This window comes from Shewanella sp. SW32, assembly GCF_025653365.1.
GTDB lineage: Bacteria > Pseudomonadota > Gammaproteobacteria > Enterobacterales > Shewanellaceae > Shewanella > Shewanella oncorhynchi.
Genome location: NZ_JAKKSJ010000028.1, coordinates 23,421 through 43,010, shown reverse-complemented (window position 1 = coordinate 43,010; position 19,590 = coordinate 23,421). Strand labels below are relative to the sequence as shown.

Sequence of the window (19,590 nt, the reverse complement as noted above, 5' to 3'; positions counted from 1 at the left end):
CTAAAAAGGGCGCTGTTATTATTGTTGTTAGCACATCTTTTACATCGTTAGCGTTATCAGCAGGGCGATATGCAATCTCGTCCGGCCTTGTCTATTCGGGCACGTTTAGCTTGTTGTACAGGCTAACCTATCGTGCGTAGCTCTTGATTGAGCTGTTTAATTTTTTTCTGTAGCTGGGCAATCTCACTCATTAATGCGCATTCTCTTTGCTGGGGTTGCAGATCGCTTTCTCGCACCCATTGGTAGACTGCCTTGGCAGATAAACCGTATTGACGTGCAACATCCGACAGTAAGCGACCTTGTACTTTAACCTCGGTGATAACATGTAGCTTGAGACTATTTTCTGCGATTCCCATGAGCGTTCCCTCTTTTACTGCCTTAGAACCAAAATATGACCGTTTGCGTTGCCTTTTATTGATAATAGTGAAGCTGTTCTAAATCCCACTGGCTCAGACCTAGATGGCGCAGACAAATCCATTCGTGGCGACATAGTGCGATAAAGTTCATGACCGTTTTCATACTTCCTCCTTTATGACCCTAAATACTCGAGCCCATTTTCTGTCTCGATAGGTCCATTTAATTTGGATTAATCCTGTTGAAGTTGACTCTAGTTTTCGGCGATGTTTACCGCGTCTGACTGTCTACTCACTTAGTAGTATGTAAAATTCGTGCCAATATTTTAATTTTTATTTTAACCTTTAAAATCATTGTATTGCGACTTAGATTAAAACGGCATTATTTTTTAGTGCTGCCAATAAAGGTGCAAGGTGCACTATTTCGGTGCCATAGACTTGATATGAAATTGGGCGGTACAAGCCATGATTGAAGCCCGAAATCTGTATCTTTGCTGACTAAAATCTGGATTAGCGTAATTGAAGATGGATAAAGGATTGTCTCCAGCGCAATTGCTTATATACTGCCTGCTTTGTGGCAATCCCTAGGTCATTCGTATTACCTAATGGACGTGATATTTCTTGCCCTTTTGAGCGGTATTCACAGTCATCAATCATATAAAGAGGTTATAAATGATGAAGTGTTTTCAGGCAGTGCAATCTAAACCATCCCTGTTAGCCATAGTGGTATTGACGACCGCGCTAGTTGCATCGGGTTGTACAACAATCAATCCCTATTCAAATGAAGAACAAACCGCTAAAGCGACCAGTGGCGCATTGATTGGTGCCGTCGCGGGTGCCGCAATTGGAGTGGTATCTTCGAGCAAGAGCGACCGCGGTAAAGGTGCCTTAATTGGTGCTGCATCGGGCGCTGCAGTCGGTGGTGGTATTGGTTATTATATGGATGTGCAAGAGACTAAATTACGCCAACAATTAGCCTCAACGGGCGTGAGTGTGACCCGTAACGGCGATAACATCATTTTGAATATGCCTAATGAAGTGACCTTCGGCGTAGATCAAACCGAGTTAAGTGACGGGGCTAAACGCGTGCTGAACTCAGTGGCGGTTGTGGCCAAGGAATACAGCAAAACGCAGCTTAACGTATTAGGTTATACCGACAGCAGTGGTTCAGACTCTTACAATTTACGTCTGTCACAGGTCCGTGCTAGCGAAGTGGGTAATTACTTGATGAGTAAAGGCGTTGCCTCTGCCCGTGTAAAATCAAAAGGTATGGGTGAAGCGAGTCCTATTGCATCAAATGCCAATGCAAATGGCCGAGCACAAAACCGCCGCGTTGAGATCGTACTAATACCAACGGGTAAATAGTCTGGTCTAAGCACAAAGTTCTCGCTGAAAAAGTCGCCTGGGGCGACTTTTTTGTTTTCAGTGGTGGGCTAATTGAGTGATTAGCTTGCCGTGCTTCAATTAGACAATTTGTCCTTTATGAAGCGCACCTTGAGTGACCTGCAGCACAAACATATCACTGCTAATGACCTTGGGATGACTTCAGCTTGATCCCTTTATCGATTTCACGTTCTGTATGGGGATAAGTCACAAGAATGACTTTTAGTGCCTAAAGGAGAATATGACTATGATAAGCAAAAATGTGTTAGTAGCCTTGAGTTTAAGTCCTGTCATCATGGTGACAGCTGTACAAGGAGTGCCGATGAAAGCCGAACTGACCACAGGAGTCGCGCCGATAGAACTGCGCGCCGCAGGCAGTTTAAAGGCTGCGATGAGTGATATTATTGCTGCTTATCAAGCACAGTCGCAAATGAGTGTTGTAGCGCAATATGCGCCCTCAGGTTTATTGTTAAAACGCATTCAAGAGGGCGAGAAAGTCGATATCTTTGCCTCGGCGAATATGAAACATCCACAGGCATTAGTGGATTCAGGTCAGGGCGAAGCAGTGCAAATGTTTGCCCGTAATCAACTCTGCGCCATTGCTCAAGACACAGTTCAGGTGACGAGTGCGACGTTACTCGATACCTTGTTAGATCCTAAGATTAAAGTCGGTACCTCAACCCCGAAAGCCGACCCCGCGGGTGATTATGCCTGGGCCGTTTTTGCTAAGGCCGAAGCGGTAAAACCCAATGCGAAAGCCGCGTTAGAGACCAAGGCATTACAACTGACGGGCGGTCCTGAGAGCGTTAAACCGCCTAAAGATCGCAATCCCTATGGCTGGGTGATGGAAAACAAGCAAGCGGATATCTTTTTAACCTATTGCACTAATGCTGTGCTGGCTAAAAAAGAAGTGCCGAGTCTCCAAATCATCGATTTACCGCAGGAACTCGCCGTGGGTGCCGACTATGGTTTACTGGTTTTACAAGGCGCTAATACTGCCGCTACGCCGTTAGCTGAGTTTATTCTATCGACAAAAGGCCAAGCGATTCTGAGCAGTTATGGTTTTCAACCTCCGGCAAAATAGCCTTCTTTAGTTTTCCAGCGGGATAAAAAACGGCACCTTTGAGGTGCCGTTTTTGTTATTAGCTCAAACTGTTAAAGCGTTAGTTCATCAGGTAGAGCGTCGCTAACCCGAGGAAGGCGAACAGGCCAACCACGTCAGTGACTGTGGTGAGCACCATACCGCCAGCGAGGGCAGGATCGATTTTAAGTCGTTTTAAAATCAATGGAATACTCGCACCTGCAAGCCCAGCTACTGTCATATTGATCAGCATGGCGCTACCAATTAATCCCGCCAGTGCCATATCATCCTTCCATAGCCACACGGCGACAAAGACTAAAATCGACCACATCAAACCATTGAGAAAACCAATCGATAGCTCTTTACCGATAAGCCAGCGAGCGTTGCTTTGGCCTATATGGCCTAAAGCAATACCACGGATCACGAGCGCTAAGGTCTGATTACCGGCAACACCGCCCATGCTAGGGACAATCGTCATTAGGATGGCGATAGTGGCAAATTGCTCAATAGTGCCTTCAAACATATTGCTGACCGACGAGGCGAGCAGGGCGGCGAATAAGTTTATAGTGAGCCAGAGCGAGCGACGTAGGGTACTTTTTAGCACAGGGCCAAAGGTATCTTCATCTCCGTCCATCCCCGCCATACCCATCATGGAATGTTCAGCATCTTCGCGGATAACATCGACTACGTCATCGATTGTGATACGCCCGAGCAGCTTACCATCACTGTCGACTACAGGTGCCGATACCCAGTCATTGCGTTCGAATTTCTGCGCGACTTCGCTGTCGGACATGCTCACAGGAATACTTTGAATATTGGGATCCATGATATTGCGAATTGTGGTGCTTGGCGCGCAAGTCAGCAGATCTGCCAGCCTAACACCGCCAAGGACTTTGTCCTGTTTGTCGACCACATATAAGGTATCTGTGGTATCGGGTAGGTTGCCCCTTTGCCGAAGATAGCGCAGCACCACATCAATATTCACATCGGGTCTTAAGGTGACTGTATCTGTGTTCATCAAGCTGCCGGCGGTCTCATCTGGATAAGATAGAGCTTGTTCTACCCTCAGGCGATTTTGTTCCGTCATCGACTGCAACACTTGTTTGTAAACGGCGTCGGGAAGACTTCGCAGAATATAGGCGAGATCGTCGGTGTCCATGCTTGCTGTCGCTTTCGCGACTCGCTCAGGGCTCATGCTGCGGATCAGTGGGTCTTTGAGTTCTTCACTCAACTCATCGAGTATGTCACCTATTTGTTCCTGATCGATGAGCTGCCACAATACTTGTCTGGCACTTGGCGGTGATGATTCTAAGATCAGCGCGATATCTGAGGCGGCCATTTTTTGCAGCATATTGCGCACGTGTACGAACATGCCGCTGCTAAGCGCTTGGTTTAACTGGTCAAGACTATGTCCGGTGTGATCGTTTTCTGCATTATCTACGGGCATTTGTCCTCCATTGTGCGGCAAATTGGTTTGAGATCTTAGTGTTGGGCTAGGATTTTACGGTGACTAAGCGTCAGTCGATGACACAGATTAAGACGGCTAAGGTAAGGCCAGCGCCAGCGCAATGACCGCTAGTGTAATCGCCTGTGGCTTGTATCGTCGAGCGACAAATGTTTTGCCATGTGTGAATGGCAAGTTTTTTAAACTAGACATGAAGTGAAACTAACGATGAAGTGCTTAGTGTGAAGTGAAACTAACAGGCTTCGTCAAACTTAGCGTCGATTAAGGCACAAATGGCATCGAGAGCCGGCTCTGCATCTGGGCCTTCGGCGATAAGCTTGATGGTCTTACCCATGCCAGTTTCAAGCATCAGTAAGCCAAGTACACTGGCGGCCGATGCTTGTTTATCGCCTTGGATTAAGGTGATGGTCGCATCAAACTCGGAAGCCAGTACCACCAACTTAGTGGCGGCACGGGCATGTAAACCGAGCTTATTACAGATAGTTATCTGACGTTCAAGCTTTGGCATTGTTGAGCTCTCGATGACGGGCATAAACTTTATGTTTACCGTTACTAAAGCGTTTGGCCAATTGCTCTGCGACGTAAACCGATCTGTGCTGTCCACCTGTGCAGCCAATGGCCACAGTTAAATAACTGCGATTGTTACGCTCAAGGTGCGGCAGCCAAGTCTCCAGTAAATTTTCGATTTGCCAGATGAACTTATTGACCAGTGGTTGACGATTTAAGAACTCAGCTACGGGTTCATCTAAGCCAGTCAATGGCCGCAGCGCCAACTCCCAGTGGGGATTGGGCAGGAAGCGCACATCGAACATAAAGTCTGCTTCGGTGGGCATTCCGTGCTTAAAGCCAAAGGACTCGAAGTTGATCACGAGTTCTTTATCGACGCTACCAAGGAGAATTTGTCTGACTTGGTCGCTTAAATCATAGATATTCAGATTCGACGTATCTATGTAGTGATCGACCAGTTTTGACATAGGCTCGAGCAGTTTCCCCTCCAGCTTTATCGCTTCTTGCAAAGAGACTCGGCTCTTCGACAAAGGATGCAAACGGCGGGTTTCGCTGTAACGCTTGAGCAGAATTTTATCGCTGGAGTTAAGGAAGAAGCTCGTTAACTCAGTATCTGGAGGTAGGCTAGCGAGTTGTTTCACTAAGACCTTATCCTGCTCAGGCATGTTACGCACGTCGACACTGATGGCGACGAGATCGTTACTGCCTTTGAGTTGCTCAAGCAAACTGCCAATCAATGGCAAGGGAAGGTTATCGACACAATAATAGCCGAGATCTTCGAGTACCCTAAGGGCGACAGATTTGCCTGAGCCTGAGCGGCCCGACACTATGACCAGTTTCATCCAGTGATTACCTGATAGAGTTCCGTTTCATCATGCGTCTTGCGTAATTGCTTTAATATTTGCTTGTCGCTCAGCTTTTCGGCCATGCAAGACAAAGTACTTAAGTGCTGCTGACATTGGTCTGCAGGCACCAGTAGTGCAAATAAAATATCAACAGGTTGCTTATCGATAGCATCAAATGCTATCGGCTCTTCACACTTAATGAGTATGGCAATGGGCTGATCTATATCGGCTAGTCGACCATGTGGAATGGCGATGCCGTTACCTATACCTGTGCTCCCCATCTTTTCGCGCGCCACTAGGCTTTCGAATATCTCTTGAGATGAGAGGGTCGGGTACTGGGCAGCGACTAAGTCGCTGATGAGTTCCAGTACCTTTTTCTTGCTGCCCGGAGTGGCGCAGGTAGTGCACTCCGGCCGCAGTATGGTACAAAGTTCCATTATTAGTGTTTTGTTAACTTCTCTTTGTGTTTAATAACCTGACGGTCAAGCTTGTCAATCAGGGCGTCTATAGCGGCATACATGTCAGCATGCTCTGAAGTCGCAAAAACTTCACCACCTATGAGGTTTATTCTCGCTTCGGCAATCTGTTGCATTTTCTCAACATTGAGCACAACGTGCACATTATTGATCTGTTCGAAATGGCGTTCAAGTTTTGAAAACTTTTCTTCTACATATGCACGTAACGATTCGGTAATTTCGATATGGTGCCCACTCAGGTTTATTTGCATAGAAACGTCCTCCGATATCCACTGTAGGTTATAAACTTTTACGCTGATTAGAAGGTGGAATAAGCATAGCCTCTCGGTACTTCGCAATGGTTCTGCGGGCTACGTTGATCCCTTGTTCTGCCAGAAGTTGTGCCATCTTACTATCGCTTAATGGTTTTTTCTGGTTTTCCGCTGCCACCAGTTTCTTTATAAAGGCTCTGATTGCTGTGGATGAGCACTCACCACCATCGTCAGTACCGACGTGGCTAGAGAAGAAGTATTTTAGTTCAAAAAGTCCCTTAGGGGTATGCATGTATTTTTGAGTTGTGACCCGTGAGATGGTGGACTCATGCATTTCTACCGCTTCGGCAATATCGTTAAGCACCATAGGCTTCATGGCTTCTTCACCATACTCAAAGAAACCTTGCTGATATTGCACTATGCAATTAGCAACTTTAAGCAAAGTGTCGTTACGGCTTTCTAGGCTCTTAATAAACCATTTAGCCTCTTGCAGATGGCCGCGAATAAATTGGCTATCGGCTTGGTTTTTAGTGCTGCGCGCCATTGAAGCATAATGTTGATTTACATTGATTTTGGGCATGCAGTCAGGATTAAGCTCAACCACCCAGCGGCCATTTTTCTTCGACACAGACACATCTGGGATAACGTATTCGTCATTATTGGGCGTGATCAACAAACCTGGGCGAGGATTGAGGGTTTGGATAAGTGCTATACCATCCCTTAATTCATCTTCTTTTAATTTAGTCTTACGCATCAATAACCTAAAATCACGGGCGGCGATCAGATCTAAATGATCTTTGATCAGCATGCGGGCATTTTCTAGGTTGGGAGTATCAGCGGCGAAATGCGACAGTTGGATCAGCAGGCATTCACTTAAATCGCGGGCGGCAACGCCTATGGGATCAAAATGCTGAATACGCTTGAGTACGGCTTCGACTTCGTCAAGCTCAACTTCAGGATTGCCCATGGCTTCGAGAATTTCTTCAGTGCTTTGGGTGAGATAGCCCTGATCGTCAATGGCATCAATAATGGCGGTGGCAATGGCTAAATCGGTTTCAGAAAACGGGGTGAGGTTTTTTTGCCATTCTAAGTGTTCGTACAAACCTTCACTGGTCTCGCCTTGGAAGGGCATATCGTCTTCACGACTGCCGCCGGGGCCTGAGTTTGGGGAGGCGGTAAACACTTCATCCCATGTGGTGTCCATGGGGAGCTCATCAGGCATGGATTCTTTGGTTAGCGACTCTGCCGTGTCTATGGTGGAGCTGTCTTTTTCTGGTGGCAGAGTGCTAGATTCACTGAAATCCGTATCGGATAGCGTTTGGTTTACAGGGGTTTTAGTGGCGTCGAATTGATCCTCTTCCAGCTCGAGAAGGGGATTAGAATCTAATGCTTGCTGGATCTCTTGCTGCAGTTCTAATGACGACAGTTGCAACAGACGTATGGCCTGTTGTAATTGTGGCGTCATGGTTAACTGTTGACCCAGTTTGAGCTGGAGTGACGCTTTCATGTTACCGCTGATCCCTACGTTATTATTGTTGGATAAGGTCGCTTATTATTATCTTGAGTGAAGCCCAATGGCGGTATAAATTGCCTCCATTGGCTTCGCTCGATTAACTATAGCCTGAATTGTTCACCTAAGTACACAGCCCTAACTTGCTGATTGTCTAAGATCTCTGCTGGAGTTCCTTCGGCAATCAGGTTTCCGTGACTCACAATATAAGCATGTTCACATACATCTAATGTCTCGCGGACATTATGGTCTGTGATCAATACGCCAAGGCCGCGACTTTTGAGTTGTTCGATAATCTTCTTGATGTCGATAACCGAAATAGGATCGACGCCAGCAAACGGTTCATCGAGCAAAATGAACTTAGGATTAGCGGCTAAAGCCCGCGCAATTTCGACGCGACGACGTTCGCCACCCGACAATGACATGCCTTGGCTGTCACGGATGTGGGTGATATGAAACTCTTCGAGCAGATGTTCTAGTTCTTCTTCTCGTTCTTCATTTTTAAGTTCTTTACGAGTTTGCAGTACGGCCATGATGTTGTCATGAACAGTTAGCTTACGAAAGATACTGGCTTCTTGCGGTAAGTAACCTATGCCTTTGCGGGCACGCAGATGCATAGGATCTGCGGTTAAATCATCATCGTCGATAAAGATATGTCCCTTATCGCTCTTCACTAGCCCGACAACCATGTAAAAGGTCGTGGTTTTACCTGCACCGTTTGGACCGAGTAGGCCAACGACTTGACCGGTTTTTACCGTCAGACTGACGTCTTTAACCACTTGGCGACTCTTGTAACTTTTCGCCAGATTTTGTGCTCTTAAGGTGATTTGGGTCATTTAGAGTCCTGCTTTTTTACAGGTTTATCCGCCGGAGCGTCTGATTTAGCATCATCTTGATAGTTTTCAGGCTGAATAATAGTGATCACGCGATCGTCACCACTGCCAGTACTCTCGGCCATCAATTTCTGTTGAATCATGTTATAGCGGATTAAATTGCCTGTAACTTGGCTACCCGCTTGATCTAATGACGCCATACCTTTCAGTGTTAAGGTGCGGCTTGCCATATCGTAACGAATTTCTTTCGCGCTAGCCGATGCAGGACGGCCATCGTCTAATATTTGGCTATACGTAGCAGGGTTACCTGTGGCGACCAAAGTTTTGCTATTTTCACCTTCAGCGGAAAATGCACGCAGTTCATTTGCTTGGATTTTTATTGAGCCTTGGGTAACTTCAACCGGACCAAAGAAAATGATCTGGTTGTTTTTGATATCCGCAGTTTGGCTCACAGCTTTGATTTTAACTTCCTGCTTTAAGTCGCCGACTTTCGCGAAAGCACTCATGCTCATAATTAGCATTAGGCTGGCAAGTAATACGTTATTTTGCTTCATATGTTCCTACTACCTGACTGGTCAATTGCACTTCTTGCGCGTTGAGGTCGGCATAAAGGCCTTGGCCTTGAATATTAAAATCTTTCCCTGTGACGTAAATGGTACGGTCAGAGGTCATTATCATAGTGTTGAGATCGAGTTCCAGATAACTGGTGGACAAGGTCTGAATCGGTTCTTCTGGGCTAATGGCATCGATAATAACATTATTTTCTAATACAACCTTGCCAGTTTCCTTGTTTAGCTTGCCCTGATCTGCCCTGAGTTGCCATTGTGCTTTACCTTGGTCTGGATAAACAAGATAAACAGGTTGAGTAAAGAAAGTTTGATTCGTTGAATCATAATGTTCCATGTGTTTCGCCGTCACACGGCTATTCACTAGTCCTTGCTCATTGAACTCAGCACTGCGCAGATCTTCAACGATGAAATCTGGGGTATTTTGATCTTTAACTCTGTTATCGGAATCACCGCTGTGTTTGTTCTGGACCTGCCAGTAAAGCGCTAGTGCAGTTCCAAAAAAAGCGATAATCGCGAGTGTCACACGACTCATATACTCATTCCATGGGCCGAAGTGAATTTATTTTGACTTAGGAGTAACAGATCTGTGAGTTCACGCAGTGCACCGTGGCCACCATTGAGCGTAGTGACAAAGTGGGCGTGCTGACGCACATAGGGATGACCATCGGCAACACTGACCGCTAAACCGACGACATTCATCACGGGGAGATCGACAATATCATCACCGATATAAGCCACTTCTTCTGGGGTGACACCATAAAGTGCGAGCAATGCTTCATAGGGCTCGAACTTATTATCTACGCCTTGGTAAATATGGGTAACACCAAGGGCTGTCATACGGTTTTCAACGATTTTGGATTGACGTCCTGTGATCACGGCGAGGTTGAAACCGCTGGTGAGTAGTGAGCGCACGCCATAACCGTCACGGGTATGGAAGGCTTTGAGCTCTTCGCCGCTATTGCTCAAGTAAATACGGCCGTCGGAAAACACCCCATCGACGTCACAGATTAACAGTTTAATCTTTTGCGCGCGTTGCCACACATCATCACTGATTGGGCCGTAAAATCCTTGCTGTGGCATTAAATGACTCCTGCTTTAACCATGTCTAGCATGTTAAGAGCGCCGATAGGATGGCGGTCTTTATCAATAACAATTAATCCGTTGATGTTTTTTGAGTCCATCACTTGCAGCGCTTGGGCGGCCAATACATTATCCGTGATCGTGACGCAGTTACGGGTCATCACATCGGCAATGGGCGTCGTGCGTAAATTCACTTCGGCATCAATAACGCGGCGTAAATCACCGTCGGTGAAGATACCAACCAGCTTGCGCTGATCATCAATAATCGCCGTCATGCCTAAGCCTTTCTTGGAGATTTCGTACAGAGCTTCTGTGATGCAAATATCGTGGTTGACGAGCGGTAAGTCATCACCGCTATGCATGACATCGCAGACTTTTAACAGCAACTTACGTCCTAATGCACCGCCGGGATGGGACATAGCAAAATCATCACGGGTAAAGCCTTTTGCTTGCAGCAGCGCAATGGCGATGGCATCGCCCATCACTAAGGTTGCTGTGGTACTTGAGGTGGGGGCAAGTCCAAGTGGGCAAGCCTCTTCTGGGACTTCAATACATAAATGCACTTTAGATAATCGCGCCATATTCGATTCGGGTTTACCCGTTACCGCAATAACAGGCACGCCCATACGTTGGATGACCGGCATTAAGGTGAGGATTTCGCTCGACTCACCAGAATTTGAAATCGCTAAAATCACATCGTTATCGGCCAATACACCCAGATCTCCGTGGCTGGCTTCACCCGGATGCACAAAAAATGCGGGCGTTCCTGTGCTGGCGAGGGTGGCAGAAATCTTATTGCCGATATGGCCCGATTTGCCCATTCCCATGACAATCACTTTGCCTGTGCAGTTGAGGATCAACTCGCAAGCCTCTGCAAACTCAGCCGAATCAACATATTGATAAAGATTGTCTAGGGCTGACTTTTCAATGTCGATAACTTTACAACCCCATTGGCGCAGTTGTGATTTGTCTACCATGTCTATCTCTCTTTTTGCATTGTCTTTGTCGCCCCATTGATGGGATTGGAATAGCACAATTTGGTACGCGATAAAGATGATATGTAATAGGCTTTCTGCCAAGTATTAGTTTGTTTTCAGACAATTTAGCTTATGTCTTACTGTGGTTTATTACCGAAAACAGCAAAACAATTGCGGCAGGCTAGAGCGATTGATCCGACTCGTCAAGTTCAGCTGCGTTAGCTATTCACGCACAATAACGTGTTTAGCGGCAGAAGGTCTTGAGCAATATCATCGTCTTTGTCGTTTATTTCAATGGATTTATCCCATATTGCAGCGGGTATTACCCTATGGGATGCCTCTATTGCGCAATTGCGTATCGACTCTCCCCGATAAAAGTGGGCAAAGAGTGAGCTAAGTGCGAACGAATTAGCCAATACTGCCAATTCTGCAACTAGGTTGAAAACATTAAGTAACATTTTACCTGTGCAGAGTGAAAACTTAGGGCGCATTTTCGCTGTAAATGAGGCAAATTGAAAGTATCGCAGGGCGATAGTGTCGATTCGGTTGTAGGTTAAAGCGCAATTACGTACAATTTGCGGCTCTTCGATTGGTCAGTCTCGGAAGACTAGGATCACCTCATTTGCAAATGTCGGAATCAAGCATGACTCAAGAACAAACGCCGTTGGTTGAGATCCGTAATTTGGGGTTTAGCCGCGGTCAGCGTGTGATATATGAAGATATTAGCCTGTCCATTCCAAGGGGCAAGGTGACGGCGATCATGGGGCCGAGCGGCATAGGCAAAACGACCCTGTTGAAATTGATTGGCGGCCAATTAACGCCTGACCATGGACAAGTGTTATTCGACGGTCACGATATCCATGGCGTGGGTCGTAATGAATTATTTAGTCTGCGTAAGCGGATGAGCATGCTGTTTCAAAGTGGCGCGCTGTTTACCGACATCAATGTGTTCGATAACGTGGCGTTTGCGCTGCGTGAACATTCTGGACTGCCTGAAGACATTATTCGCACTATCGTGCTGATGAAGCTTGAAGCCGTAGGTTTACGTGGTGCCGCTCAGATGATGCCAAGCGAATTGTCCGGTGGTATGCAACGCCGCGCCGCATTAGCTAGAGCCATAGCGCTTGAACCTGAAATGGTGATGTACGATGAGCCTTTTGCAGGGCAAGACCCAATATCGATGGGCGTGTTAGTAAAGCTTATTCGTGAGTTATCCGATGCGCTGAATCTGACTTCCATTGTGGTGTCCCACGATGTGGATGAAGTGCTTGGCATTGCCGATTATGTATATGTGGTGGCTGACAAAAAAGTCATCGCCCACGGTACCCCTGAAGAATTAAAGTACGCTGATAATCCGCAGCTGAAACAGTTTATTCAAGGTGCTCCGGACGGCCCTGTGCCGTTCCATTATCCGGCAAATGATTACCAGCAAGAATTAATGGCAAAAGGAGTTGGCAAGTGAAGTTAATCGACAGTATTGCCGACTTAGGCCGCAGCGCGATTGAGCTAGTGCTCGGTTTTGGCCGTGCAGGCCTTATGCTGTGGGGCGCGATTTTTCGCTGGCCACGCGTGCGTAAAGGTTTTCCATTATTAGTGCGCCAGATTTATGTGGTCGGTGTGCAATCTATGGTGATTATTTTAGTCTCAGGACTCTTTATCGGCATGGTGCTCGCACTGCAAGGCTACAACATCTTAGTTGGTTTTGGCACCGAAGAAAGCTTAGGTCCTATGGTGGCGCTCAGTTTACTGCGTGAGTTAGGGCCAGTTGTTACCGCGTTATTGTTTGCGGGACGGGCGGGTTCAGCATTAACCGCTGAAATTGGTTTAATGAAAAGTACTGAGCAGCTTTCTAGTTTAGAAATGATGGCGATTGACCCATTAAGGCAGATTATTGCACCGCGCTTTTGGGCTGGAGTGATCAGTATGCCATTGCTGGCGTTGATGTTTACCGCTGTAGGTATTTATGGCGGGCACCTTGTTGGCGTGGAATGGAAAGGGATCGACAGTGGTGCGTTTTGGTCGATTCTGCAGGCGTCTGTCGAATGGCGTCAGGACATAGTTAACTGCTTGATCAAAAGTGGTGTGTTTGCCGTAGTGGTCACTTGGATTGCGTTATATCGCGGTTATCAAGTGATCCCAAATCCGGAAGGCATCAGCCGTGCAACGACCCAGACTGTCGTTCAGTCGAGTCTCGCTGTATTGGCATTGGATTTTTTACTGACAGCCCTGATGTTTGGCCGCTAACGGAACACTGCGGATTTCGACACAGGTTAGATGGATTAACAGAGTGGTAGCTGAACATGTTGACACGAAAAATTGAATTATTAGTGGGTGTGTTTCTTTTAACAGGATTGGCCGCTTTTTTGGTCTTAGTCTTTAACGTCGCCAATATTGAAGTAAAAAGCAGCGATAGCACTTATACCATACAAGCCAATTTTACCAACATTGGTGGTTTGAAGGTGCGTTCGCCAGTCAAGGTTGGCGGTGTTGTCGTTGGCCGAGTGAGCAGCATAGATTTAGACCCAGTTAAGTTAGTGGCTGTGGTCACATTAGTGATGGACAAGCGTTACGATAAATTCCCTGAAACCAGTAGTTTAGCCATTTTGACTTCGGGTTTGTTGGGCGAGCAATTCTTAGGGTTAACACCGGGTTTTGTCGACGATGATGTCAGTATGCTCAAAGATGGCGATAAGATTGACGACACACGCTCGGCATTAGTGTTGGAGGAGCTGATTGGTCAGTTCTTATATAGTATGGGTTCGAAGGATAAATAGGGGTTACCGCTATGTTTAAAAACTTATCTCGTTTTTTATTGCTGTTAGTGATGGTTTTAGGGGCAACGAGCGCAGTCGCCGCTGATGTGGTTGTCGATACGACAGATCCGTATGCCATGGTGAAAGCCGTTGCCAATAAAACATTCGACCGTTTTCACAAAGATAAAGCATTAATCGACGCAAATTCAGACCATTTAAAGGTGATTGTTCGTGAAGAACTCATGCCTTATGTCGATTATAAATACGCTTCTTATAAGGTATTAGGCCAATATCTTAAGGATTCAACCGAAGAGCAACGCAATCGTTTCGTCAATGCTTTTGAAGGTTATTTAATCTCTACTTATGCCCAAGCCTTTACTGAATATACTAATCAAAAAGTGGAATTCTCACCTGGGATTGATTTCAGCAAAGAGAAAATGGTCGATGTAAACGTGCAGATCATCGAAGCCGGTCGCCCACCGATTAAACTGTTGTTTAAGGCGCGTCGTTTAAAGGATGACTCATGGAAGGCATTTGATTTAGTTGCCGAAGGTGTGAGCTTACTGTCTTCTAAGCAGTCGGAAATCTCTAATCTAATTCGCCAACAGGGCATCGATCCCGTGATTAAGATGCTTGAAGATCGCACTAAAGAGAAAGTGGTCATGAAGGCTAAGTCAGGGAAGTCACAGTCGTGATTGAATTTGTCCAACAGGGGACAGTTTGTCATCTCAAAGGGCGCATAACCCAAGCCGATGTCATTACACTTTGGCCACAGCGGCAACAACTGCTGAATGAGTCAACCCAGATATTGTCTCTGTCTGGGCTCGAATACAGTGATAGCGCTGGCATGGCATTTTTGCTGGCGTTAGTGCGTGAACATCGCAGCCAACTTGTATTGAGTTCTGCTTCACCACAACTTAAAAAACTAATTGATTTATATGATTTAGATGCCTTCTTTACCGAAGAAGCGCATTGAGAATAGGGTAATAGATTTCATGGAATGCAGCTTAATCGAACAGATTTTACGTGATGCGTTAGGGCTTGAAGAAGTTCACGCTAGCTCGGATGGTAGCCATTATAAAGTGATCGCCGTAGGTGAATGCTTCGATGGTATGAGCCGAGTCAAACAGCAACAAGCCATTTATGCACCGTTGACGGCACACATTGCCAGCGGTGAATTACATGCATTAACGATCAAAACTTTCACGCCGACTCAATGGAAACGCGAAAAAGTTTTCAACATGCCTAGCTAGTGAGGAAAAGTGGATAAACTAACAATTCAGGCAAGCCCCCCGCTTGCCGGTGATGTGATTATTTCGGGTGCTAAAAATGCAGCTTTGCCTATTCTGATGGCGGGTGTATTGGCTGAAACCGATTTTGTGGTTTCTAACGTGCCCAATCTGCGTGATGTGAGTACGAGCTGTAAGTTATTACGCTGTCTCGGCGCTGAAGTGACTGAACTCGGTGACGGACAGATCCGCATTTCTACCACTAATCTGAATGAGTTTTGCGCTCCCTATGATCTAGTGAAAACCATGCGTGCTTCTATCTTGATCTTAGGGCCGTTATTGGCGCGTTATGGTACTGCTGACGTGTCATTGCCTGGCGGCTGTGCCATTGGCGCAAGACCAGTGAACTTGCACTTACATGGCCTCGAAATGATGGGCGCCAAGATTGAAGTGAAAGAAGGTTATATCAAGGCCCGTGTTGATGGTCGTCTTAAAGGCGCACATATCTTTATGGACATGGTGAGTGTTGGAGCCACCGAAAACTTACTGATGGCCGCAGCATTAGCCGATGGCGAAACCGTGATTGAAAACGCGGCACGCGAACCTGAAGTGATCGATCTCGCTAATTGCTTAATTGCTATGGGTGCAAAAATCACTGGTGTAGGCAGTGCGACACTGCGTATTCAAGGGGTTGAGCGTTTACAGGGCTGTAATTACCGCGTGATGCCAGATCGTATTGAAACCGGTTCCTTCCTCGTTGCTGCCGCGGTAACTCGTGGCCGTATTCGTTGTTTAAAAGCCGATCCTGCTTCACTGGAGTCGGTCATCGCAAAACTTGAAGATGCAGGCGCGACGATTACTACGGGCGAAGATTGGATTGAGCTCGATATGCAGGGTAAACGTCCGAAGGCGGTGAATATCAAGACGGCACCTTATCCTGGCTTTCCGACTGATATGCAGGCGCAGTTTTGTGTACTCAATGCCTTAGCGCAAGGCACGGCAACCATAACTGAGACTATCTTCGAAAATCGTTTTATGCATGTGCCCGAACTTATCCGTATGGGCGCTACCATGGAGCTTGAAGGTAATACCTGCATCATTCAAGGGATTGAATCTTTAAGTGGTGCTCAGGTAATGGCGACGGATTTACGTGCGTCAGCGAGTCTAGTGATTGCGGGCTTAGTGGCCGATGGTAAGACGATTGTCGATCGTATCTATCACTTAGATCGTGGCTATGAGCATATTGAGAATAAGTTTCAAGGTTTAGGCGCACAGGTTGTGCGTATTCAGTGATCTGTTACTGACTTAAGCTAATTTTGAATCATTAAAAAACCAGCTAAATGCTGGTTTTTTGTTTTCTGCCTTTGAGCGCGTAATGCTGAGTGACGCTCTAGTTATCGATCACAACCTTCTCATCGATAATCACAGGCAACTCTTGTTGTTTACCTTGGCGTATCACAGTCATCATCACTTTCTTACCCGGTGTGGTTTCAGCGATGCGGTCCATTAGCATTTCAACGCCTGGCACATCTTCACCATCGTATTTAATAATCACATCCCTTGGCATTAGCAGGGCTCGGGCCGCAGGGCCATTAGGATCGACACCCGTAACGAGCACACCTTTGAGATCGGGTAGATTAAGGATTTGTGCCACCACAGGATTAATCGGCTCGCCAGAAATTCCTAAGGCACCACGGATCACGCGGCCGTTTTTAATCAACTTACCCATAATGCTGTGGGCTAATTTAATCGGGATAGCGAAGTTAATCCCATGGCCGCCACCTTCTTCACCCACTTGGAATGCTGCGGTATTAATACCGATAAGGCTGCCGTTAGTGTCAATGAGTGCGCCACCCGAGTTACCCGCATTAATCGCTGCATCGGTTTGTAGGAAGTCTAAGTAACCTGAACTTAAGCCGTTGCGCCCCGTGGCACTGATGATGCCTTGGGTAATGGTTTGGCCTAAATTGTAGGGATTACCAATAGCGAGTACGACATCACCGACTTGAGGCGGACTGTCGAGATTAACGGGGACAATTGGTAAGTTATCGCCTTCAATTTTGAGTACCGATAAATCGGTTTCAGGATCGAAACCAACCACTTCAGAGGTAAATTTGCGTCCATCTTGCAGGGCGACAACAATCTCATCGGCCTTCTTAATGACATGATAATTAGTGAGAATATAACCTTCTTTACTCATTATCACCCCAGAGCCTAGACCTTGAAGTGAGCCTGAATTAAGCGGCCGATTTTGATCTATGCTGAGGCTATAAATATTTACAACGGCAGGAGCTGCACGGCGTACCGCCTTGGCAAAGGATAGCTCGACTGTGTTGTTGGCACGGGTTTGTAGCAGACTACTGCCGAGGGATTGGTTATCGAAATAACGTGTCACCAATAAAAACATGGCCGCCATGATAAGGCCGAAAAGGGTGGCTTTACCGAGATATAACAGAGTGTCTTTTATAGTCATGGCAGGATGGATCTAGAAAAAGGTGAGTTAGATTAACATGTTTAATCGATGTAAGCATAGGGAACCTAAGCTCCCTATGCTTATCTATGGCAGAAAAAATGGCCTATTTTGTCGATTAACGTAGGACTAAATACAACATGCTCTTATCACGCATTATCTTCAGTGCAACGGCACCTTCTTGATCTTTAAGTTGTGCTTTAAGTGTCTTAAGATCTTTAATCGCAGTACGGTTAATACCGACAATCACATCTCCTTTTTGTAAGCCACTCATGGCCGCTGGTGAGCCTTGTGCGACATCGGTAATTTCAATGCCCTTAGATGAGTTTTCTAAGGACGCACCTTGCAACATAGGATGCACGGCGCCCGCCGCAGATTCACTGGTTTGGCTCGCTTCACCTAAGGTCACTTTAACTGTTTTCTTATCACCGTCACGGATGAGTCCTAACTCAACGTTAGCACCTGCACCCATAGTGGCGACTTTAGCCCGAAGTTCTTGGAATGACTTAATACCACGGCCATCAACGCTGATGATAATATCGCCTGCTTTTATACCGGCCTTCTCTGCGGCACTGCCCTTGGCTACTTCATTCACGAAGCCGCCGTGTTGAGTGTCTAAACCGAAACCTTGGGCGAGTTGGCTATCGAGATCACGTCCCGAAATACCTAATACACCGCGGCGTACTTCTCCGTGTTCGGCAATTTGTGCCACGAGGTTTTTCACCATATTAGCAGGGATGGCAAAGCCAATACCGACGTTACCGCCGCCCGGTGCTACGATTGCGGTGTTAATCCCAATTAACTCGCCGTTAAGATTGACGAGTGCGCCACCCGAGTTACCACTGTTAATCGCGGCATCGGTTTGAATAAAGTTTTCCAGCATTTCAATGCCTAAGCCGCTACGGCCTAAAGCACTAACAATGCCCGAGGTGACGGTTTGACCTAAGCCGAAGGGGTTACCAATGGCAACGGCAAAGTCACCTACGCGTAAATCATCGGAATCAGAGGATTTGATTGCGATGAGATTTTTCGCTTCAATTTGCAATAATGCGATATCTGACTCTGAGTCAGTACCAATCAGTTTTGCTTTTACTTCACGGCCATCGTGAAGACCAACTTGAATATCATCAGCACCGTCAATCACATGGTTGTTCGTGACGATATAGCCTTTTTCTGCGTCAATAATGACGCCTGAGCCTAAGCCTCTAAAAGGACGTTCTTGCACTTGCTCTTGTGGCGCATTAGGGCCGAAAAAGTAACGGAAAACATCAGGTACTCTTTGCTTAGAAACATGAGTCCCCGTTACCGCTACTGATACGACTGCGGGCGTCGTACGCTCAAGCATAGGCGCAAGACTTGGAATGGATTGTCCCTCAACCGTCTGTGGAATGGCGGCCTGTGAGACGACAGGCATTATAGTCAGGGTCGCGGCTAACATTGCGGCTGAAAGTACAGATAATTTTGTTTTCATCTATTCATAACTCCAAATAAGGGTTGAAAGATCTGGATGTAATGCATCAGCAATCGTGCGAGTGCCAGATCAAATCTGTATCGGTACCGGCTATTTGCCTAGGTAATCACTCTGACTCGCACCTTATTGAAAAAGTTCATTATATTAATAAATGTTAATTTTTTCAGCCTATTTTGTCGGCTGTTTCATACTTGTTTCTGAACAGAAATCTGTGGGCGAGATTAGGATTTTTCAAGCCCCAATATTAGCGGATTTTGCCGATTAAAATGACCTACAGCATAGATGCTTATTAGACGTTTGTATGCAGTTTAGCGTTAAGGTAAAAGTCGTATTCTGC

23 protein-coding genes are annotated in these 19,590 nt (G+C 46.4%); 9 read left to right on the top strand and 14 right to left on the bottom strand.

Annotated elements, in window-relative coordinates; all coding sequences use genetic code 11:
* Window positions 1–122: 122 nt before the first annotated feature.
* Window positions 123–356 carry a transposase gene (locus L5M28_RS16740; protein ID WP_106649408.1) on the bottom strand — a complete coding sequence of 78 codons (234 nt, stop codon included), beginning with the start codon at window positions 354–356 and terminating at the stop codon, window positions 123–125.
* Window positions 357–1,028: 672 nt separating this feature from the next.
* Here L5M28_RS16740 and L5M28_RS16735 point away from each other — a divergent pair.
* Both L5M28_RS16735 and L5M28_RS16730 read left to right on the top strand, forming a co-directional pair.
* The gene (locus L5M28_RS16735) at window positions 1,029–1,718 is read left to right on the top strand and encodes an OmpA family protein (protein WP_168825788.1); all 690 of its coding nucleotides are present in this window, start codon (window positions 1,029–1,031) and stop codon (window positions 1,716–1,718) included.
* Window positions 1,719–1,983: 265 nt separating this feature from the next.
* Window positions 1,984–2,820 (top strand): molybdate ABC transporter substrate-binding protein, encoded by an 837-nt coding sequence (locus L5M28_RS16730; protein WP_263203983.1) that lies wholly within the window; start codon window positions 1,984–1,986, stop codon window positions 2,818–2,820.
* Window positions 2,821–2,899: 79 nt separating this feature from the next.
* Here L5M28_RS16730 and mgtE read toward each other — a convergent pair whose 3' ends face one another.
* From mgtE to L5M28_RS16675, 11 genes are all read right to left on the bottom strand, one after another.
* Window positions 2,900–4,264 carry a magnesium transporter gene (gene mgtE, locus L5M28_RS16725; protein WP_113939980.1) on the bottom strand — a complete coding sequence of 455 codons (1,365 nt, stop codon included), beginning with the start codon at window positions 4,262–4,264 and terminating at the stop codon, window positions 2,900–2,902.
* A 250-nt stretch (window positions 4,265–4,514) separates the two neighbouring features.
* The gene (locus tag L5M28_RS16720) at window positions 4,515–4,790 is read right to left on the bottom strand and encodes an HPr family phosphocarrier protein (protein ID WP_006083073.1); all 276 of its coding nucleotides are present in this window, start codon (window positions 4,788–4,790) and stop codon (window positions 4,515–4,517) included.
* The gene (rapZ, locus tag L5M28_RS16715; protein WP_105251390.1) at window positions 4,777–5,631 is read right to left on the bottom strand and encodes an RNase adapter RapZ; all 855 of its coding nucleotides are present in this window, start codon (window positions 5,629–5,631) and stop codon (window positions 4,777–4,779) included. Before rapZ ends, L5M28_RS16720 begins: the two co-directional genes overlap by 14 nt.
* Window positions 5,628–6,071, bottom strand: coding sequence for a PTS IIA-like nitrogen regulatory protein PtsN (ptsN, locus tag L5M28_RS16710; protein ID WP_006083071.1), 444 nt, complete (start codon window positions 6,069–6,071; stop codon window positions 5,628–5,630). Before ptsN ends, rapZ begins: the two co-directional genes overlap by 4 nt.
* Before the next feature lie 2 nt (window positions 6,072–6,073).
* Window positions 6,074–6,361, bottom strand: a complete 288-nt coding sequence (gene hpf, locus L5M28_RS16705; RefSeq protein WP_028759468.1) for a ribosome hibernation promoting factor — start codon at window positions 6,359–6,361, stop codon at window positions 6,074–6,076.
* A gap of 28 nt (window positions 6,362–6,389) precedes the next feature.
* Window positions 6,390–7,868 carry an RNA polymerase factor sigma-54 gene (locus L5M28_RS16700; RefSeq protein ID WP_105251391.1) on the bottom strand — a complete coding sequence of 493 codons (1,479 nt, stop codon included), beginning with the start codon at window positions 7,866–7,868 and terminating at the stop codon, window positions 6,390–6,392.
* A gap of 107 nt (window positions 7,869–7,975) precedes the next feature.
* Window positions 7,976–8,707, bottom strand: coding sequence for an LPS export ABC transporter ATP-binding protein (gene lptB / locus L5M28_RS16695; protein WP_105251392.1), 732 nt, complete (start codon window positions 8,705–8,707; stop codon window positions 7,976–7,978).
* Window positions 8,704–9,258: a lipopolysaccharide transport periplasmic protein LptA gene (gene lptA, locus L5M28_RS16690; RefSeq protein ID WP_105251393.1), complete on the bottom strand. Its 555-nt coding sequence runs from the start codon at window positions 9,256–9,258 to the stop codon at window positions 8,704–8,706. The genes lptB and lptA overlap by 4 nt, the downstream gene beginning before the upstream one ends.
* On the bottom strand, window positions 9,245–9,805 hold the full coding sequence (gene lptC, locus L5M28_RS16685) for an LPS export ABC transporter periplasmic protein LptC (protein WP_263197417.1): 561 nt from the start codon (window positions 9,803–9,805) through the stop codon (window positions 9,245–9,247). Before lptC ends, lptA begins: the two co-directional genes overlap by 14 nt.
* On the bottom strand, window positions 9,802–10,353 hold the full coding sequence (gene kdsC, locus L5M28_RS16680; protein ID WP_028759542.1) for a 3-deoxy-manno-octulosonate-8-phosphatase KdsC: 552 nt from the start codon (window positions 10,351–10,353) through the stop codon (window positions 9,802–9,804). The genes lptC and kdsC overlap by 4 nt, the downstream gene beginning before the upstream one ends.
* Window positions 10,353–11,330, bottom strand: coding sequence for a KpsF/GutQ family sugar-phosphate isomerase (locus tag L5M28_RS16675; RefSeq protein WP_168825500.1), 978 nt, complete (start codon window positions 11,328–11,330; stop codon window positions 10,353–10,355). Before L5M28_RS16675 ends, kdsC begins: the two co-directional genes overlap by 1 nt.
* 643 nt (window positions 11,331–11,973) lie before the next feature.
* Between L5M28_RS16675 and mlaF the strand changes: the two genes are divergently transcribed.
* From mlaF to murA, 7 genes are read left to right on the top strand one after another with little or no spacing between them, the layout of a single operon-like run.
* Complete coding sequence (gene mlaF, locus L5M28_RS16670) at window positions 11,974–12,792, top strand: phospholipid ABC transporter ATP-binding protein MlaF (protein ID WP_263197415.1); 819 nt, start codon at window positions 11,974–11,976, stop codon at window positions 12,790–12,792.
* Complete coding sequence (mlaE, locus tag L5M28_RS16665; RefSeq protein ID WP_105251396.1) at window positions 12,789–13,574, top strand: lipid asymmetry maintenance ABC transporter permease subunit MlaE; 786 nt, start codon at window positions 12,789–12,791, stop codon at window positions 13,572–13,574. The genes mlaF and mlaE overlap by 4 nt, the downstream gene beginning before the upstream one ends.
* 56 nt (window positions 13,575–13,630) lie before the next feature.
* A complete protein-coding gene (gene mlaD, locus L5M28_RS16660) occupies window positions 13,631–14,104 on the top strand; it encodes an outer membrane lipid asymmetry maintenance protein MlaD (RefSeq protein ID WP_028759401.1) in 474 nt (157 codons plus the stop codon).
* A gap of 11 nt (window positions 14,105–14,115) precedes the next feature.
* Window positions 14,116–14,778 (top strand): phospholipid-binding protein MlaC, encoded by a 663-nt coding sequence (locus tag L5M28_RS16655; RefSeq protein ID WP_263197413.1) that lies wholly within the window; start codon window positions 14,116–14,118, stop codon window positions 14,776–14,778.
* Window positions 14,775–15,059: a lipid asymmetry maintenance protein MlaB gene (locus L5M28_RS16650; RefSeq protein ID WP_105251398.1), complete on the top strand. Its 285-nt coding sequence runs from the start codon at window positions 14,775–14,777 to the stop codon at window positions 15,057–15,059. Before L5M28_RS16655 ends, L5M28_RS16650 begins: the two co-directional genes overlap by 4 nt.
* 19 nt (window positions 15,060–15,078) lie before the next feature.
* A complete protein-coding gene (locus L5M28_RS16645; protein ID WP_006086065.1) occupies window positions 15,079–15,336 on the top strand; it encodes a BolA family protein in 258 nt (85 codons plus the stop codon).
* Between the two features lie 9 nt (window positions 15,337–15,345).
* The gene (gene murA, locus L5M28_RS16640) at window positions 15,346–16,605 is read left to right on the top strand and encodes a UDP-N-acetylglucosamine 1-carboxyvinyltransferase (RefSeq protein WP_105251399.1); all 1,260 of its coding nucleotides are present in this window, start codon (window positions 15,346–15,348) and stop codon (window positions 16,603–16,605) included.
* Between the two features lie 97 nt (window positions 16,606–16,702).
* On the opposite strand, the gene degS is transcribed toward murA, so the two are convergent.
* Complete coding sequence (degS, locus tag L5M28_RS16635) at window positions 16,703–17,785, bottom strand: outer membrane-stress sensor serine endopeptidase DegS (RefSeq protein WP_105251400.1); 1,083 nt, start codon at window positions 17,783–17,785, stop codon at window positions 16,703–16,705.
* A 115-nt stretch (window positions 17,786–17,900) separates the two neighbouring features.
* Complete coding sequence (gene degQ, locus L5M28_RS16630) at window positions 17,901–19,253, bottom strand: Do family serine endopeptidase DegQ (protein ID WP_263197411.1); 1,353 nt, start codon at window positions 19,251–19,253, stop codon at window positions 17,901–17,903.
* Window positions 19,254–19,590 lie beyond the last annotated feature (337 nt).

Excerpts from the sequence above, each read along its gene's own strand:
- L5M28_RS16675 (WP_168825500.1), bottom strand. The coding sequence starts at position 11,330 with ATGGTAGACAAATCACAACTGCGCCAATGGGGTTGTAAAGTTATCGAC.
- lptC (WP_263197417.1), bottom strand. The coding sequence starts at position 9,805 with ATGAGTCGTGTGACACTCGCGATTATCGCTTTTTTTGGAACTGCACTA.
- mgtE (WP_113939980.1), bottom strand. The coding sequence starts at position 4,264 with ATGCCCGTAGATAATGCAGAAAACGATCACACCGGACATAGTCTTGAC.
- L5M28_RS16700 (WP_105251391.1), bottom strand. The coding sequence starts at position 7,868 with ATGAAAGCGTCACTCCAGCTCAAACTGGGTCAACAGTTAACCATGACG.
- ptsN (WP_006083071.1), bottom strand. The coding sequence starts at position 6,071 with ATGGAACTTTGTACCATACTGCGGCCGGAGTGCACTACCTGCGCCACT.
- L5M28_RS16645 (WP_006086065.1), top strand. The coding sequence starts at position 15,079 with ATGGAATGCAGCTTAATCGAACAGATTTTACGTGATGCGTTAGGGCTT.
- lptB (WP_105251392.1), bottom strand. The coding sequence starts at position 8,707 with ATGACCCAAATCACCTTAAGAGCACAAAATCTGGCGAAAAGTTACAAG.
- mlaF (WP_263197415.1), top strand. The coding sequence starts at position 11,974 with ATGACTCAAGAACAAACGCCGTTGGTTGAGATCCGTAATTTGGGGTTT.
- lptA (WP_105251393.1), bottom strand. The coding sequence starts at position 9,258 with ATGAAGCAAAATAACGTATTACTTGCCAGCCTAATGCTAATTATGAGC.
- hpf (WP_028759468.1), bottom strand. The coding sequence starts at position 6,361 with ATGCAAATAAACCTGAGTGGGCACCATATCGAAATTACCGAATCGTTA.
- L5M28_RS16740 (WP_106649408.1), bottom strand. The coding sequence starts at position 356 with ATGGGAATCGCAGAAAATAGTCTCAAGCTACATGTTATCACCGAGGTT.
- rapZ (WP_105251390.1), bottom strand. The coding sequence starts at position 5,631 with ATGAAACTGGTCATAGTGTCGGGCCGCTCAGGCTCAGGCAAATCTGTC.
- L5M28_RS16730 (WP_263203983.1), top strand. The coding sequence starts at position 1,984 with ATGATAAGCAAAAATGTGTTAGTAGCCTTGAGTTTAAGTCCTGTCATC.
- L5M28_RS16735 (WP_168825788.1), top strand. The coding sequence starts at position 1,029 with ATGAAGTGTTTTCAGGCAGTGCAATCTAAACCATCCCTGTTAGCCATA.
- mlaD (WP_028759401.1), top strand. The coding sequence starts at position 13,631 with ATGTTGACACGAAAAATTGAATTATTAGTGGGTGTGTTTCTTTTAACA.
- L5M28_RS16720 (WP_006083073.1), bottom strand. The coding sequence starts at position 4,790 with ATGCCAAAGCTTGAACGTCAGATAACTATCTGTAATAAGCTCGGTTTA.
- degQ (WP_263197411.1), bottom strand. The coding sequence starts at position 19,253 with ATGAAAACAAAATTATCTGTACTTTCAGCCGCAATGTTAGCCGCGACC.
- L5M28_RS16655 (WP_263197413.1), top strand. The coding sequence starts at position 14,116 with ATGTTTAAAAACTTATCTCGTTTTTTATTGCTGTTAGTGATGGTTTTA.
- kdsC (WP_028759542.1), bottom strand. The coding sequence starts at position 10,353 with ATGCCACAGCAAGGATTTTACGGCCCAATCAGTGATGATGTGTGGCAA.
- degS (WP_105251400.1), bottom strand. The coding sequence starts at position 17,785 with ATGACTATAAAAGACACTCTGTTATATCTCGGTAAAGCCACCCTTTTC.